This window comes from Pseudomonas sp. FP2254, assembly GCF_030687695.1.
Lineage (GTDB): Bacteria > Pseudomonadota > Gammaproteobacteria > Pseudomonadales > Pseudomonadaceae > Aquipseudomonas > Aquipseudomonas quebecensis.
The window spans coordinates 2,801,953-2,817,899 of record NZ_CP117444.1 but is presented as its reverse complement, the minus strand read 5'-3'; the positions used below and the strand labels follow the sequence as shown (position 1 = coordinate 2,817,899).

General features: G+C 62.9%; 9 protein-coding genes. 3 read left to right on the top strand and 6 right to left on the bottom strand.

The genetic code is table 11. From position 1 onward, the window contains the following. Nucleotides 1-158 precede the first annotated feature (158 nt). Together PSH94_RS12910 and PSH94_RS12905 are read left to right on the top strand one after the other, a co-directional pair. The gene (locus PSH94_RS12910; protein WP_285428235.1) at nucleotides 159-1,568 is read left to right on the top strand and encodes a circularly permuted type 2 ATP-grasp protein; all 1,410 of its coding nucleotides are present in this window, start codon (nucleotides 159-161) and stop codon (nucleotides 1,566-1,568) included. Nucleotides 1,569-1,571: 3 nt separating this feature from the next. After that, on the top strand, nucleotides 1,572-2,522 hold the full coding sequence (locus PSH94_RS12905) for an alpha-E domain-containing protein (RefSeq protein WP_285428236.1): 951 nt from the start codon (nucleotides 1,572-1,574) through the stop codon (nucleotides 2,520-2,522). An 82-nt stretch (nucleotides 2,523-2,604) separates the two neighbouring features. Here PSH94_RS12905 and PSH94_RS12900 read toward each other — a convergent pair whose 3' ends face one another. Next, nucleotides 2,605-4,863, bottom strand: coding sequence for an ATP-dependent DNA helicase (locus PSH94_RS12900; RefSeq protein ID WP_305437706.1), 2,259 nt, complete (start codon nucleotides 4,861-4,863; stop codon nucleotides 2,605-2,607). Next, nucleotides 4,860-6,509: a VRR-NUC domain-containing protein gene (locus PSH94_RS12895; RefSeq protein ID WP_181079476.1), complete on the bottom strand. Its 1,650-nt coding sequence runs from the start codon at nucleotides 6,507-6,509 to the stop codon at nucleotides 4,860-4,862. Before PSH94_RS12895 ends, PSH94_RS12900 begins: the two co-directional genes overlap by 4 nt. Before the next feature lie 187 nt (nucleotides 6,510-6,696). Here PSH94_RS12895 and PSH94_RS12890 point away from each other — a divergent pair, with 187 nt between their 5' ends. Further along, nucleotides 6,697-6,921 (top strand): YgdI/YgdR family lipoprotein, encoded by a 225-nt coding sequence (locus PSH94_RS12890; protein ID WP_181079477.1) that lies wholly within the window; start codon nucleotides 6,697-6,699, stop codon nucleotides 6,919-6,921. Between the two features lie 89 nt (nucleotides 6,922-7,010). On the opposite strand, the gene PSH94_RS12885 is transcribed toward PSH94_RS12890, so the two are convergent. From PSH94_RS12885 to PSH94_RS12870, 4 genes are all read right to left on the bottom strand, one after another. After that, a complete protein-coding gene (locus PSH94_RS12885) occupies nucleotides 7,011-8,435 on the bottom strand; it encodes a lipase (RefSeq protein ID WP_181079478.1) in 1,425 nt (474 codons plus the stop codon). Between the two features lie 102 nt (nucleotides 8,436-8,537). Beyond that, nucleotides 8,538-11,582, bottom strand: coding sequence for an autotransporter serine protease (locus tag PSH94_RS12880; protein WP_305437705.1), 3,045 nt, complete (start codon nucleotides 11,580-11,582; stop codon nucleotides 8,538-8,540). A gap of 43 nt (nucleotides 11,583-11,625) precedes the next feature. Next, nucleotides 11,626-14,583, bottom strand: a complete 2,958-nt coding sequence (locus tag PSH94_RS12875; RefSeq protein WP_305437704.1) for an autotransporter serine protease — start codon at nucleotides 14,581-14,583, stop codon at nucleotides 11,626-11,628. 18 nt (nucleotides 14,584-14,601) lie between these two features. Further along, on the bottom strand, nucleotides 14,602-15,945 hold the full coding sequence (locus PSH94_RS12870; RefSeq protein ID WP_181079480.1) for a TolC family outer membrane protein: 1,344 nt from the start codon (nucleotides 15,943-15,945) through the stop codon (nucleotides 14,602-14,604). Nucleotides 15,946-15,947 lie beyond the last annotated feature (2 nt).

Sequence of the window (15,947 nt, the reverse complement as noted above, 5' to 3'; positions counted from 1 at the left end):
GCAAACAGGAGCATTGGTAACTACCCCACCCAGAGCCTACATCCTCGGAAAGTAAGGTCCAGGCCCGCTGCCGCTGTACGCCACGGGCTCATAAAAACATGCGTTTTTTAAAACGGCAGTGCCGCTTGCTTAGCCACGGGCACTGACAAGGTACTGGAATGGCTCGATCTTTCTTTGATGAAATGAATGATGCAAACGGCGTGTGCCGTGCGCACTATCAGGATTTCTCCCGCTGGCTGGCCAATACGCCGCCGGAACTGCTGGCCCAGCGTCGTCGTGAAGCCGATCTGCTGTTTCACCGCGCCGGGATCACGTTCACTCTGTACGGCGACGAGCAGGACACCGAGCGCCTGATCCCCTTCGACATCATCCCCCGCAGCATTCCCGCGGTTGAGTGGAGCATGATCGAACGCGGGTGTATCCAGCGCGTCAATGCGCTGAACCTGTTTCTCGCCGATATCTACCACGATCAGCGCATCATCAAGGCCGGTATTATTCCGGCGGAGCAGGTACTGGGCAACGAGGGTTACCAGAAGGCGATGGTCGGCCTGGACCTGCACCGCGATATCTACTCGCACATCTCCGGTGTCGACCTGGTTCGCGATGGCGATGGCACTTATTACGTGCTGGAAGACAACCTGCGCACGCCCAGCGGCGTGAGCTACATGCTCGAAGACCGCAAGATGATGATGCGGTTGTTCCCGGAAGTGTTCGCCAGGCAACGTATCGCCCCGGTGGATCATTACCCCAACCTTTTGCTCAAGACCCTCAAGAGTTCCAGCCGCCTGGACAACCCCAACGTGGTGGTGCTCACCCCTGGCCGCTTCAACAGCGCGTTTTTCGAACATGCCTTTCTCGCGCGGGAAATGGGGGTTGAGCTGGTAGAAGGCGCCGACTTGTTCGTGCATGACCTCAAGGTGTTCATGCGCACCACCGACGGGCCCAAGGCTGTCGACGTGATCTACCGACGCATCGACGATGCGTTCCTCGACCCGCAGGCGTTCAACCCCGAATCAATGCTCGGCGTACCTGGCCTGGTTGCGGCCTATTGCGCCGGTAATGTGGTGCTCGCCAATGCTATCGGTACCGGCGTTGCCGATGACAAGTCTATCTACCCGTATGTGCCCGACATGATCCGTTTTTACCTGGAAGAAGAACCGGTGCTGCAGAACGTGCCGACCTTTCAGTGCCGCAAACCGGCGGAGCTGTCCCACGTGCTGGCCAACCTTGAGCAACTGGTGGTCAAGGAGACCCAGGGCTCCGGCGGCTACGGCATGCTGGTCGGCCCGGCGTCCACCGCTGCTGAGATCGAGGATTTCCGCCAGCGCATCAAGGCTCGCCCGCATGCTTACATCGCCCAACCGACCCTGAGCCTGTCGACCTGCCCGACCTTTGTCGAAAATGGCATCGCTCCCAGGCATATCGACCTGCGGCCGTTCGTGCTGTCCGGCAAGGAGACTCGCCTGGTGCCGGGCGGGCTTACCCGCGTCGCCCTCAAGGAAGGTTCGTTGATCGTCAACTCGTCGCAAGGCGGCGGAACCAAGGACACATGGGTGGTGGAGGGCTGAATCATGTTAAGTAGAACCGCCGCAGACCTGTACTGGATGTCGCGCTACCTGGAGCGCGCCGAGAACCTGGCGCGCATGCTCGAAGTCAGTTATTCGCTGTCATTGATGCCCCAGGCCGGGCGCAGCGACGGCCTGGACGAACTGGCCATGTCGTTGCTCAGCAGCGGCACGCTGGACAGCTATCTGGAACGCCACACTCAACTGGATGCCGAACGCATGCTGCACTTCTTCGCGCTCGACGAGGAAAACCCGGCCAGTATCTACAACTGCCTCCGGGCCGCGCGCGGCAATGCCCATGCGGTACGCGGGCGTATCACTGCCGACATGTGGGAAAACCTCAACGCCACCTGGTTGGAAATGCGCAGCATCGCCGCCGGCGGCCTGGCCCGACACGGCATCAGCCATTTCTGTGACTGGGTCAAGCAGCGTTCGCACCTGTTTCGCGGCGCAACCTCAGGCACCATCATGCGCAACGACGCCTATCGTTTCATTCGCCTGGGCACCTTTGTCGAGCGCGCAGACAACACGTTGCGCCTGCTGGATGCGCGCTATGAGATGTTTGGCGAAGAGTCCGAAGAGGTCAGCGATCTGTCGGCGCGCGGGTACTACCAGTGGAGCGCCCTGCTCCGTGCGTTGTCGTCTTTTGAGGCGTACACGCAGCTGTACCCCAATGCGCTGAATGCCCGCTCGGTCTCGGAGTTGCTGTTGTTACGCAGCGACGTACCGCGTTCGTTGCACGCCTGCATCGAGGAACTGAGCCAGATCCTGGCGGACCTGCCAGGCAGCTACGGGCGCACGGCGCAACGGCTGGCGGCGGAGTTTGAGGCGCGGTTGCGCTACACCGGGATCGACGAAATTCTTGAGGACGGCCTGCACAGCAGGTTGACGGATTTCATCGACACCGTGCGCGAATTGGCGCGGGCAATCCACCGTTCGTACCTTGAAGTGGTGTGATCACGCAGGGGTTCGCTCGCGATAATGGCGAGGTGATCAGTGCATCAGGTGCTTGAACGCGGCGCTGTCGTTGGAGGTGTTCTTATGACGATATCGCCCACCATCTCGGCAGCAATGACCGCACACGCGCCTCGCCGAAACGGTCGTCGATCAACATCACCACACCTTCGTCCTGCTGGCTGCGGATAACCCTGCCGGCCGCCTGCACGACCTTCTGCAGGCCTGGATACAAGTAGGTGTAGTCGTAACCCGCGCCGAAAATCGCACTCATGCGCCGCTTCATCTCTTCGTTGATCGGGTTCAATTGCGGCAAGCCCAGGGTGGCGATAAACGCGCCGATCAACCGCGCGCCAGGCAAGTCAATGCCCTCGCCAAAGGCGCCGCCGAGCACGGCGAAGCCAACCCCTTGGCTGTGTTCGGTGAACTGGTCGAGAAAGCCCTGGCGCTCGGCCTCGGACATGCCGCGTGACTGCTGCCACAGCGTGATGTACGGGTGCCGCTCGAGCAGACACTGCGCCACTTGTTGCAGGTAATCGAAGCTGGAAAAAAACGCCAGGTAATTGCCGGGTGCGCGCGCGAATTGCCGGGCGATCAACTCGACGATGGGTTCAAGTGAAGCCTCGCGGTGCGCAAATCGGGTCGAGATTTCATCGACAATGCGAACCTGCAGTTGCTCGGCCTTGAACGGTGACGCCACGTCGATCCACGCCGTATCCGCAGGCAAGCCCAACAAGTCGGCGTAGTAATGACGTGGGCTCAAGGTCGCGGAAAACAGCACGCTGCTGCGGGCAGCGGTCAACCGTGGGCGGATGAACTCGGCCGGTACTACATTGCGCAGGCACAGGGTCGAGCTGCTGCGTTTGCCGCCCAAGGACCGTTTAGTGATGTCGAAAATAAAGTGCTCGTTGAACAGCTCGGCCACTTTGCCAAATTGCAGCACGTCAAAGTAAAAGGCCTGCAGGTCACCCGCCAGGGCCTCGGGATGCTCATTGAAATGATCGCCCATGGCGCTGGCACACAGGCTCAGGGCGTTCAACAGCTTGTCGGGCCTGGCGTCATACGCCTGATACGGCGCCACTTGCGCCTTATGCAGCGCGTTCCACTCGCGGTTCAGGCGCTGCAAGGGTTTTTTCAGGGCCTCGGGTGCGCAGTCGCGCAAAGTCTTGAGGCGGTACTGATCAAGGCTGGCGCTGTACATTCCACGCGCACGCTCCACCAGGTTATGGGCTTCATCCACCAGCACCGCGGCGCGCCATTGGTTGAGCTGGGCCAGCCCGAACAACATGGCGCCGACGTCAAAATAATAGTTGTAGTCCGCTACCACCACGTCAGCCCAACGCGCCATTTCCTGGCTCAGGTAATACGGGCAGACGTCGTGAGCCAGGGCCACCTCGCGCACACCGCGCTGGTCGAGCAGGCGTAGGCGGGACGCAGCCAGACGAGCGGCGGGCAAGCGGTCGTAAAACCCTCTGGCCAAGGGGCAGGACTCGCCGTGGCAGGCTTTATCCAGGTGTTCACAGGCCTTGTCCCGCGCCACCAGTTCCAGCACGCGTAATTGCAGGTCGGGGCTATGGGTAAACAGCACCTGGGTCGCATCCAGGGCCAGTTTGCGGCCAGGGGTCTTGGCGGTCAGAAAGAACACCTTGTCCAGTTGCCGCGGAGCCAGAGCCTTGAGCAGCGGAAAAATCGTGCCGATGGTCTTGCCGATGCCCGTCGGTGCCTGGGCCATCAGGCAACGGCCGGTACTGACCGCCTTGTAGACCGATTCGGCCAATGCGCGCTGGCCCGGGCGAAAGTCGGCGTGGGGGAACGCCAGGGTCTGCGCGGTGCGGTTACGCGCTTCGCGGTGCTGCATTTCCTGCTGTGCCCAATGGAGGAAGCGTGCACATTGCGCGTTGAAGAACAGGTGCAGCGCTTCGGCCTCGAAGCGCTGACTGAGCAGCGTCTCGCCCTCGCCGACGATATCGAAGTAGACCAGCGCCAGATCAATCTGCGTCAGGCCCAGCTTCTGGCACATCAGCCAGCCATACACTTTGACCTGAGCCCAGTGCAGCTGGCGGTGGTTGGCCGGTTGGGCCTCGAGGTCGCCTCGGTAGGTTTTGACTTCTTCCAGGCGATTGTGGTCCGGGTCGTAGCCGTCCGCCCTGCCCCGCACCTTGAGTTGCTGGTACTCGCCTTCCAGGGCCACTTCGTTCTGGTAGTGTGGACTACGGCGCGACGCAACGGTGCGGTGGCCGGCGATGCCTTCCTGAGCGCTGGGCGATGGCGTAAAACGCAGGTCCAGGTCGCCGACCTTGGCGGTGAACTCACACAGGGCGCGTACCGCCACGCTGTAACTCAAGCGGTTTGCTCCGCCCAGCGCACGTAGCAGACCGTGACGGGCATCTGGTATTGAGCACAGAATTCCAGCCAGCGCAGTTGGTTGTCTTGGAGGCGATCGCCGGGGCCCTTGACCTCGATCATGCGGTAGGTCTTTTGCGCGGGCCAGAACTGGATCAGGTCGGGCATGCCCGTGCGATTGGCTCGGATGTCCAGCAACAGCCGTTCGAACCAGCGGCACAGGTGGGTGGCAGGCAGGCATTCGAGGGCCTGTTCCAACAGCTCTTCGTTGAGCAGGTTCCAGAACACGAACGGTGACTGGATACCCCATTTATCGCGGTAACGCTGGCGGATGGTGGTCTTGTAGCGCTCATCCTGCAGCTGCTCGAAACACGCGGCGAACAGCGGCGCGCGGCGTTGGTGGAAATCTTCGCTGTGCAGGTCCACCGGCCCGCGCTGGAACGGATGGAAAAACGCCCCCGGTAACGGCGCGAAAATGACTTCCCAGCACAGCAGGCCGAACAGCGAGTTGATCAGGCCGTTTTCCACGTAATGCACCGGCGCGTCCGGCGCGCTGAGATGGGCCTGCACGCAGTATTCCACCGACATCAGCGCGTCGGGCACTGCCAGGTCCAGATCCAGGCGTGTAACGGGGCGAGCCCTGGGTTTGGGCAGCGCCGGCTCACCGAGTTTGCGTCGCAGGCGCGGCACTACGCGCAGCAGGTGCTGCTGCTCGGCAGCACTTTCGGGCGCCTGTTGCGCGACGCTGGCCAGGGCCAACGCCTGGGCGTAATCCTCCTGACGCTCCAGCACGCGGATCAAACGCGCGCGCGCGCCGGGGTAGGTACACGCGCGATAGATCTGCTGCGCCAGCTCCAATTCGGCGCTGCGCTCGCAATATTGGCCTATCTGAAACAACAGCTTGGCCCGACGTTTTTCCAGCCATGGGTTGTCGGTGCCCAGGCTGGCGACACGGGCCAATATCGCATCCAGTGCCTCGCCGCTTTCAAACGCTTGCTGGCACTGGTGCAGGAACAGAAAGCCATGCACGTCGTCACGGCTGCGCAGGCCGCGGGATTCGGCGCAGAACTCAACTTTTTCATAGGTGTAGATGCCCAGATCCGCCAGCACGAATTCGGACCAGTCCTGGTGCAGGTTGCCAAAAAACATCAAGCGCAGGCGGTCACATAGCTCCATCACGGTGAGGCTGTACAGCGCATCGCCAAGCTCAGGGCACCAGTGCGCGAAGCTGCGCGGCTGGGTAAACCGAGCGGCCAACCCCTCCAGCCAGTCGGCTTTTTTGCCTTTGGGTTGCTCGATCCAGGGTTTGAACGTCGCCAGCAGCTCACTCTTTTGCAGCAAAGCGAACAGCGCTTCGAAGGCCAATAGACTGTGCGCGTCAACCCACCCCAACGCCAACAACGGCCTGGCGGCCGCGTGCGGGCAGCCAATCTCTACGTAGTTGAGCTTGCCTGCGCGAAAGTGCACGCCTTTGCGCATGACCATGCGCACCAGCAAGGCCTGGGACGCCTGGGGCAACCTGTCGAATTGCTGAATGAAATGCTGTTCGTCCGCATCGAGCAGGTCGGCATAGCGCTGCCCCAGCCAGTGCAGGACCTGACGGAAGTTATGCAGGTAATAAAGGGGGTCGTCGAGAGGGCTGGGCATGGCGCGCAAGGATCAAATACTGGTTATGCATACAGAGTGACGCCGTCAAAGCCGTGTTGCAATCAGTAATAGATAAATGGCGCACGCAACTTTTTGTATAAAAGTGATCAGATGGGAAAGCCAATGGCGTAACATTTATGCCCCGCTGCCTGTGACGCGGGGTTTTTCAAGGTGAAAGGTAAGGGTTATGAACATGAAGAATTTGGGTCTACCGCTGGTTGCACTCACTTTTCTGGTATTGGCCGGCTGCTCCACACAAACCGTTGTGACGCTGCAAAACGGCACGCAGTATTTGACCAAGGATTCGCCGAAAACCAAGACCGCCGACGGGTTCTACGAATTCACCGACATCGCCGGCAAGCGCATCCGCGTCAAGGCCGATGAAGTCGCCACCGTCCGCAAAGAAGACTGAACCACTGCCAAAACCTGCGGGAGGGGCGGTGCGACGGTTCGGCTTGCCTGCGATAGCGGCCAACCGACAACATTCCCCTCCCTGCCCCTTTACCCGATCACAACCCCCTCCCCCAACATCCCGCTAACCCCCACCAACGTCACCGAGTCCCCACCAAAGCTGATCACCGTATCGGCACCTACCACCTTGGCGTGATCACGGTAATCCCCACTGCTCGCCACGTTCTGGAACACCAGCTTGTCCGTGGCCTGATAACCGATAATCCGATCCTGGCCAAACTGCCCGCTGAACAAAAAGGTGTTATGCCCGCTGCTGTCGCGGATCGTGTCATTACCCTTGCCGCCTTCGATAAAGTCCGCGCCTTTGCCACCCTGGATCAGGTCATCGCCATGGCTGCCGATGATGAAGGTATCGCCCTTATGCGGTTCGGCGTTGCGGTTCAGGTCCTGCACCCATGTGGTCGCCCGTGCCGGGTCGGACAGGTTGGCGACGATAATCGTCGAGTCCCGGTTCATCTGCGCATAGAACCCGGACTCAAGAATGCGCCCCATGCCATCGCCGTAGCCGGTGGGTAAGTGGGAGACCCAGGTCGGCAGATTGGCGATTGAAAACGGCAGCACATTCCACAAGGTCGAGGCGTAGTGGTCGTTGAAACTGACGATGTTATCGGTGGTCGACTCGTGGGGCTTATCGTGCACGCCGAGTGTCGACAGGGTGGCGGACGAGCCGTCCAGGGCGCGGAACACCGGGTCGTTTTCGTAGCCGACATTGAGCACTTTGTCGCCGGCGCTCTGGGTGGGTGAGGCGTAGGCCAGGTAGTTGGCATCCTTGTAGAACCCGGACCACTTCGCATCGCTCAAATCGGCCATGCTGTTGACTGCCAGGCCACCGAGGCTATGGCCGCTGACCACCACGTCCTTGCCGCTCAGGCCGTGGGCCGCCGCGTACTCGGCGACGTTCTTGAGCAGGCCACCGAATGCCTCACCCGCGTAGTTCTTCGCGTAGTCCCTGGGGCCCAGCGCCGCGAGCAGGTCGTGGACCAAGTCGCCGATAGAGTCGGTGACCAGCTTCTCCCTTGGGCCGGACGTGCCGCGAAAGCCGATGCCGATTTCCTGCAACTGCCCCGCGCCATCGTACTTACCCAGGACCTCGACCTGCGCCGTGGTGTAGCCGGCCTTTTCGCCGAAGAATGTTCCCCGCGCGTCGACTTTGCCGGCATACCCAAGGGTGCTGGCGCTGATGGGGGTCCAGCCGGCCTTCTGTACCGCTTCGAGCGCGGCCTTCTCTGAATCCGGGTTCCAGGGAATGCCTGGGATCACGCCCTGGGAATCGGTACTGCCGAGCACTGCGCCGACCAGCGTTGCCGGCAAGCCGACGCCCAGGCCGTTGTGCTGGTAGCCGACGGCAAAGCCGTTATCCAGGTTGTGGTAGGTGTACAACGTGATCGCCATGGCATCGGCAAACAACGCTTTGGAGCCCTCGGCTCCAAGGTTCTTATAATCAAACACACCCATGATATTGCCTCTCTTGTTGTTAAATTTATCGAGAACGTCCATCACCCTCTAAACGCTTGTCACGGTAGTGAGCGGGCTTGCCACAGCAAGCCCGCTCTCGGCTCAGAACGCCCAGTCGAGGCTCAAGCCCACGCCATGCACTTTGTCCTTGCTCGCCAGCAGACCGTTGTAGTCAAAATTCACCCGCGCCTCCTTGCTCAACGCCAGGCTCACGCGAGCGCCCACCAACGCCGCATCACGGGCCATTGGCGCACTTTCCACGGCGAACGACGGGCCGCCCGAGGCAAAGGCCAGGTGCTGTTCGGCATCCACGCTGCTCAGGTTGTGCTGCCAGCCCAAGGTGCCGGATACCTCAAGTGTCTGGTGGTCATTGACGTTGAAGGTTTTCAGGGCGCGCATGCCGAGGGTGCTGAGCACCACGTCACGACGGTCGTCGCGGGTTTTCAGCGCGGCGGCGTCGCCTTTTTCGGTGACGCCATCGGTGTCCAGGTGCACATAGGCCAGGTTGGCGAAGGGCTCCAGCGCCAGGGGTTGCAGGTTGACACGGTAAGCCGCTTCGCCGAACACCTGGGTGCTGCGCGCATCGACTTTGGCTTTCTGCTTGCCGGCCACTTCACCGTATTGCAGGTCGCGCTTCACATCGGCGCGATGCCAGCTGTAGGTGGCGCCGCCGCTCAGGCGCCAGGCACCGATTTCATGCCCGGCGTAAGCACCGAAGTGGTAGCTGTCGACCGCGGCCCGCGAGTGGGTGCCGCTGCCCATATTGAGCGAGGTGTCGCTGTAGCCGGCGACCAAACCCACACGAGTGTCGTCATCCAGCGCGCCGTCGACGCCGGCGAGCATGCCGCCGATGGAGGTGGTGTAGCCCGCGGTGTCGCTGCGGCTGTCGGTCTTGCCCCACGCCCCCAATGCCTTGACCCACACATTGCCCCGGCTGTCGACAGTCTGGCTGGCGGTGCCCATCTCACCGTTCTGCAGGCGCTCGCCCACGGCTTCGCGCAGGTAGCGGCTGTCATTGAGCAATGCCGTCTGCAACGCCGGGTAGATTTCACCGGACAACTGTTGGAACGCGTCCTGCGCCGAAGCGGCATTCGGCGCGGTCAGCAGGCTTTCATACACCGCATTGCCCGCTCCCAGTCGCTCGGCGGCGGAAGCCACGGCGCGCTGGTTATCGGTGGCGGCGGCACTGGCGAAGCTGTTGGCGTTGCGCACCACGTCCAGTTGCACGCCCGAGGCCGCATAGTCCAGGGTGCCGCCGATAAACAGGTAGTCGGGCAGTACCGCAGCAAAACTGCCATTGATACCGCCGGCGGCCTGCAGGATGTTGTATTGGCGACCGATCAGGCTTTGCGCCTGCGCCGCGCTGAGCAAGGTCGGGCTGTTTTCCAGGGCCAGGGTCACAGTGCCGCCGTTGAGGGTGGCGGTACCGCCGGCCACGATGCGGTCGCTGCTGGTAGGTGACAGTTCCACCGCATAGGTCGAGCCGGGCTCAAAGGTCACGTCACCGGCCACATTCAGCGTACCGATGGAATTGCCAGGCGCCACCGTGCCGCCGCGAGTCGCCAGCAGCGAACCGACGCGACCGGAGCCGCCGAGCACACCGCTCTGGCCAACGGTCACAGCCGATGTCACCGAACCGTTGATTGCCAGCAGTCCCTGATTCACCAGAGTCGGGCCGCTGTACGTGTTGGTGCCGGTCAGCACCAGGGCACCGATACCCTGCTTGGTCAGGCCACCATGCCCGGCAATGTCGTTGCTCCACACATCCAGCCCGCAGTGCACGTCGGTGCATACGCGCTGGGTCGGTTTGCCGGCGTCCACCACCGCGCCGATCCCCGGCAGGTCCGCAACAAATTGACCGCTGCCATACGCCCCGTCGATACGGAATTCGGCAGGAATATCCTCGGCGGTAATGAACATCCCCGGCCCGTTCACCGCCTTGCCCAGGTTGATCATGCCCCAGCCATACAGCGAGTCGATGCCCGGGGCGCCCAGATCAGTGGCGGTGGTTTTCAACAGCGTGGAGATCTGGTCGCCGCTCATGTACGGGAAGCGTTCCATCAACACCGCCGCGCTGCCGGCCACGTGGGGCGCGGCCATGGAGGTGCCGTTGAAATTGGCGTAGTCGGTGGTGAGGTTCTCCAGGCTGGTGCCATTGATCACCGAACTGTAGATTTTGGTACCCGGTGCGGACACGCAGAAACTCGCCGCATAACCGCAGCGCGACGAAAACGTGCTGATCACATACGGGTTGGGGCTGCTGGTATCCGGGTTCTGCTGCAGCGCGGCCACGGACAGCCAGTTGGGCGCGATGTCCGGCACAAAGTACGCCAGCCCCGAGATCGCGTCCGGATTGTTGCGGTTGTAATCGTTGCCGGCAGCGAAGATGGTCAGCACCCCGCTGCGCGCGGCATTGATCGCACCGTCATAGGCACCGCCGCCCAGGGTGCCGAGGATCGGCCGGATGGTGTCGAACTGCGCCCGCGCTTCGTTGACGGTGAAGTTGGGGAACGCCGGATCGCGACCGCCCTTGGCGTATTGGTCGCCGATGCCGATACCCCAACTGTTGTTGATAATGCGCGCGCCGCTGGCCACCAGGGCGTCCCAGCCGGCCTTGTAGACCGCGCCGTCGTTGCCCAGGATGATCCCGTCCTCCGGCCCCGGGTCGCCGTTTTCGGCACTGATGATCTGCGCATTGAACGCCACGCCGTGCATCGGCCCGCCGTCACGGTTGCCGGCGGCAATTCCACCGACGTGGGTGCCGTGGTTGCCCAGTTTGCCGTTGGAGCCCAGGGATGGGGTGCCGTCATAGCGAAACGCATCGCCGGCTTTGACCGGGATATAAGGGTCGGTGTATTGGCGAATGCCCTCGGTGACAATCGTCACGACTTTGCCGGGGCTGGCGAACTCCGGGTGCTGGGCGTACACCGGCTGGTCGAAGATGCCCAGTTTGACGCCTTTGCCCGTGTAACCGGCGGCATAGGCGGTGTCGGCATGTACCGCGCCCAAGCCCCAGTCGGCCTTGAACTCGTTGCTGCGCCAACTGGCGGCGTCGCCCAGCTTGCCGGTCTCCACGTAGGGCGCGGCCTGGGCCGTTCCCAGGCTGGCCAGTACGGCGGTGATGACCCCTGATTTGCGTATGTTCACGGTGACCTTCCTTAGTTTTTTTATTTCACGTGTGTAAATCGCTTCAGAACTGCCAGTTCAAACTCAGGCCCACGCCCTGGGTGTTCTCACGCCCGGCCAACTGGCCGTGGTAATCCAGGTTGACCCGCGTCGATGCACTCAGCGCGAGGCTGGCCTGCACGCCCACCAGCGCGGCATCGCGTAACAGCGGCGAACTGCGCACGGCGAACGAAGGTCCGCCCGCATCAAACGCCAGGTGCTCTTCGGATTCGACGGCGGTAAGGCTGTGTTGCCAGCCCAGCGAACCGGAGAGTTCCAGCTGCTGATGGTCATTGAGCGCAACGGTTTTCAACACGCGCGCGCCCAGGGTGCCGAGCACGGCGTCACGTCGGTCGCTGCCGCGTTGCAGGGCGGCGGCATCGCCTTTTTCGTGCACGCCATCGCTGTCCAGATGCACATAGGCCAGATTGGCGAACGGTTCCAGCGCCAGCGGTTGCAACTCAATGCGATACGCCGCTTCGGTGAACAGCTGGGCCGTGCGCGCTTGCAGCTTGGCCTTCTGCCTGCCGCTGACGTCGCCGTATTGCAGGTCACGCTTCACATCGCCGCGATGCCAGCTGTAGGCGCCGCCGCCCGTTACTCGCCAGTTGCCCCACTCTCGCCCGATATAGGCGCCGAAGTGGTAGCTGTCGATGGCGGCCGATGAATGCGTGCCGCTGCCCAGGCTCAGGGAACTGTCGCTGTAGCCGGCGACCAGGCCGACACGGGTCTGCTCGTCCAGCGCGCCGTCCACACCGGCCAGCAACCCGCCAAGGGAGGTGGTCGCGCCCGCCGTTTCGCTGCGCGCGTCGCTTTTGCCCCAGGCGCCCAGCGCCTTGAACCACAGGTTGCGCTCGCCGTTGGTCGGTACATGGCGCAGCCGTTCGCCCACGGCATCGCGCAACTGCAGCGTGTCGTTGATCAGCATCGCGCCGATTGCCGGGTAGACTTCGCCCGACAGCTGCTGCAGCCCCTGTTGCGCAGCCGTCAGGGACTCGGCACGCACAAGGCTTTCATACACCGCGTTACCCGCGCCCAATTGCTCGGCGGCGCTGGCCGCACTGCGCTGGTTGCGCGTTGCGCCGACGCTGGCAAACGTGGCGTCGTTACGCACCACCGCCAGTTGCACACCGCCGGCGGCGTAATCGAGGCTGCCGCCCAAAAACAGATAATTGGGCAGCACCTGGCCGAACTGGCCTTCGACACCGCCGGCGGCCTGCAGGATGGTGTACTGGCGACCGATCAAGCTCTGCGCCTGCGCACCGCTGAGCAGCGTCGGGCTGTTCTCCAGCGCCAGCGTCACTGTGCCGCCGTCGAGCCGTGCCTTGCCGTCGGCCACGATGCGGTCGCTGCCGCCGGGCGTCAGCTCCACGGCATAGGTGGAGCCGGCACCCAGCGTGACGTCGCCGGCCACCTGCAGGGTGCCCACGGAATTGCCCGGTGCTACACGGCCACCACGATTGACCGTCAGCGCGCCAATACGCCCCGAGCCGCCGAGGGTGCCGCTGTCGTTCACGCTGACGGCCGAGGCCAGTGCGCCGTTTACCGCCAGCAGGCCACCGTTGACGGTGGTCGCGCCGCGATAGGTGCTGTCGCCGCTGAGCACCAGGCTGCCGGCGCCGGATTTGATCAGGCTGCCCTGATAGATACGCGTCGCGGCGGCCTGATCACGGGCGTTGCCGACCGCGTAGTCGGTCTGGTCCTGCTGGCTGGCGCCGGCACTCACGCCGTTCTGCCAGCCTTTATCGATCAGTGTCTGCTGCCAGGCGGCGTGTTCGGCGCGGTCTTCGGCCTGGCGCTGGATCAGCGCCTGGTCGCTGATGCCGTTACTCCACACATCGGCCTGCCCGGCCGCCAGGTTGACGTCCATCACCCCGAGCAATTGCCCCGGTCCGTGCATCGCCCGGCCGAGATCCGGCACGCCCCAGCCGACCGTGGTGTTGGGCGCCTGGGTGATCGAGCCGTCGAGCTGGGTGGCGGTGGTCAACAGCACCTGCAACGCCTGTTCATTGGTCATATAGGGGTAGCGTTGCATCACCAGCGCCAGGGCGCCGGTGGCATGGGGCGCCGACATCGATGTGCCGGATTTGACCCCGTAGCCACCGTCGGGAATGGTGCTGTTGATCAGCGCGCCCGGCGTGGAAATACACCAGTACTTGGCGATTCCGCACTTGTTGTATTTCTGGTTATTGGCTTTATCCAGCCCCGAGACGGCCAACCAGTGCCCTTCCAGCTCCGGCTGAAAATACGGCAGCGCCGAGCGCACGCTGGCGTTCGCGTAACCGCTGTTGCCGGCGCTGAACACATTGATCACGCCGGCCTTGGCGACGTCCGCGGCTGCGTCCAGCCAGGTGCTGCGGTTGTAGTGCTGGGCGTAGGCCGCATGCAGGTCGCCGAGGGTCTGGTAGCTGACATCCTTGGGTTGGCTGCCCCAGCTGTTATTGATCGCGCGCACGCCGGAATCCACCAGGGCGCTGTACACCGCCTTGAAGTACTTGGGGTCGGGCGTCGGGCCGAACAGGAAGCTGTCATTGGCGTTGGTGTTGCCCACATAGACCTGGGCGTTGTACGCCACGCCGTGCATGCCCACGCCATCGCGCGCCGCGCCCAAGGTGCCGGTGACATGGGTGCCGTGGGAGTCGTTGTTGGGATTCAGCGCGCCGGTGGTGCTGAACGGGCTGCCATCGACGTAATTGCCCGTGGCGATGACCGGATGGAATCGCGCTTTGTCGGCTTCCGGGTGGCTGGCATCGAAGCCCGAGTCCAGCGCGCCGATCCGCACCCCAGTGCCATCGATGCCGGCGGCGTAGGCTTCGTTGGCGCGCATGCGGTCCAGGCCCCAGTCGCTCAGGTACTCGGCCGAGCGCCAACTGGCCGGGTTGCCGGGCTGGCCGGCCTCCAGGTACTGCGCCTGGGCCGTCATGGACAGCAGTAGCAGCGAACCGGCGGTGAAGGGTTTGAAACGCAAGGAATCGGTGCTCATCAAACGGTGTCCTTATTGTTATGGGCGTGGGTTCACAGGGCCGAAGGCCTCGTCGACTTTGGCCAGGTCGGTGTCACGCAAGTTGCCCGCGTAGTAGTGCAATTTGGTCCAGGCCATCAGGTAGTCGTAGCGCGCCTGGGCCAGGTCGCGGCGCGTGCTGTAGAGCTGCTGCTCGGCGTTCAGCGCGTCGAGGTTGACCCGTTCGCCACCGAGGATGCTTTGCTTGGTCGACACCACCAGGGCCTCGGCCGACGCCAAGGCCTTCTGGTAGGCGCGCAGCTTGCTCACGCCCGACAGGCACGCGCTGAACTGACGACGCAGTTCGATCAGGGTTTCGCGGGTCTTGCCTTCCAGCTCGTATTCAGCCTGTTCCATTGCGCGACTGGCCTGGCGCGTCGACGCCGAAACGGCGCCACCGGCATACAACGGCACGCTGACCTCCACACCGATGGTGTTGGTGTCGTAGCGTTGGTTGTAGGTGTTGCCGCTGTCGGACTCCTGCTGGCGCGAACTGGCATAGGCCGTGATCTTGGGCAGGTGCCCGGCGCGGTTGCGTTCCACCTCGTAACGCGCCACTTCCAGCGCCTGGCGCTGGGACGCCAGCAAAGGGTTATTGCTGATCGCCAGTTCATGCCAGGTGTCGTAATTGGCCGGCGTCAGGGTGAAGGCCGCGAACCCTTGGTTCAGCGGCGCCAGATCGTGAATGTTGACGCTCTGTACACCGATCAGCGCGCCCAGCTCGCGCAGTGAGGCGTCCTGCTCGTCCAGTGCCTGGATCTCCTCGGCTGTGGCCAGCTCATAGCGCGATTCGGCTTCCAGGATGTCGGTACGGGTGCCTTCGCCTTGCTGGAACAGGTGCTGGTTCTGCTGGAACTGCTGTTCGAAGGCCTTCTTCTTGGCTCGCGCGATGTCGATCTGGTCCTGAGCGAACAGCGCCTGGGTGTAGTAGGTCAGCACTCGCACCAGCAAAGCCTGGCTTTTGTCGCGGAAATTTTCATCGGCGAACAGCGCTTGGGCCACGCCCTTGCGGTAGTTGGCGTAGGCCTCGTAGTCGAACAGCGGCTGTTGCAGGCTGAAGGTCGAGCCGTAGCTGTTGTAGTTGCGGTCGTCGTGATAATTGCCGCCGCGCCCGTCGGGCAACGTGGCCTGGGAGTTGTTGCGCCCCTTGTTGTAGTTATAAGACAGGCGCGGCAGCAGCCCGGCGCGGCCGATGGTGCGGTTCTCCAGGCCGGCATCACGCTCCTTGATTGCACCCAGGAAGACCGGGTCGTTGCGCAGAGCCTGCTCGTAGACATCGAATGGACCCATGGCCGCCTGGGCGTTGGCGCAGGTCAAGAGCAGAGCGATCAACACCGTTCTCATGC

Coding starts and splice junctions, on each gene's coding strand:
- PSH94_RS12885 (WP_181079478.1), bottom strand. CDS start 8,435: ATGGGTGTGTTTGATTATAAGAACCTTGGAGCCGAGGGCTCCAAAGCG.
- PSH94_RS12870 (WP_181079480.1), bottom strand. CDS start 15,945: ATGAGAACGGTGTTGATCGCTCTGCTCTTGACCTGCGCCAACGCCCAG.
- PSH94_RS12895 (WP_181079476.1), bottom strand. CDS start 6,509: ATGCCCAGCCCTCTCGACGACCCCCTTTATTACCTGCATAACTTCCGT.
- PSH94_RS12875 (WP_305437704.1), bottom strand. CDS start 14,583: ATGAGCACCGATTCCTTGCGTTTCAAACCCTTCACCGCCGGTTCGCTG.
- PSH94_RS12890 (WP_181079477.1), top strand. CDS start 6,697: ATGAACATGAAGAATTTGGGTCTACCGCTGGTTGCACTCACTTTTCTG.
- PSH94_RS12910 (WP_285428235.1), top strand. CDS start 159: ATGGCTCGATCTTTCTTTGATGAAATGAATGATGCAAACGGCGTGTGC.
- PSH94_RS12905 (WP_285428236.1), top strand. CDS start 1,572: ATGTTAAGTAGAACCGCCGCAGACCTGTACTGGATGTCGCGCTACCTG.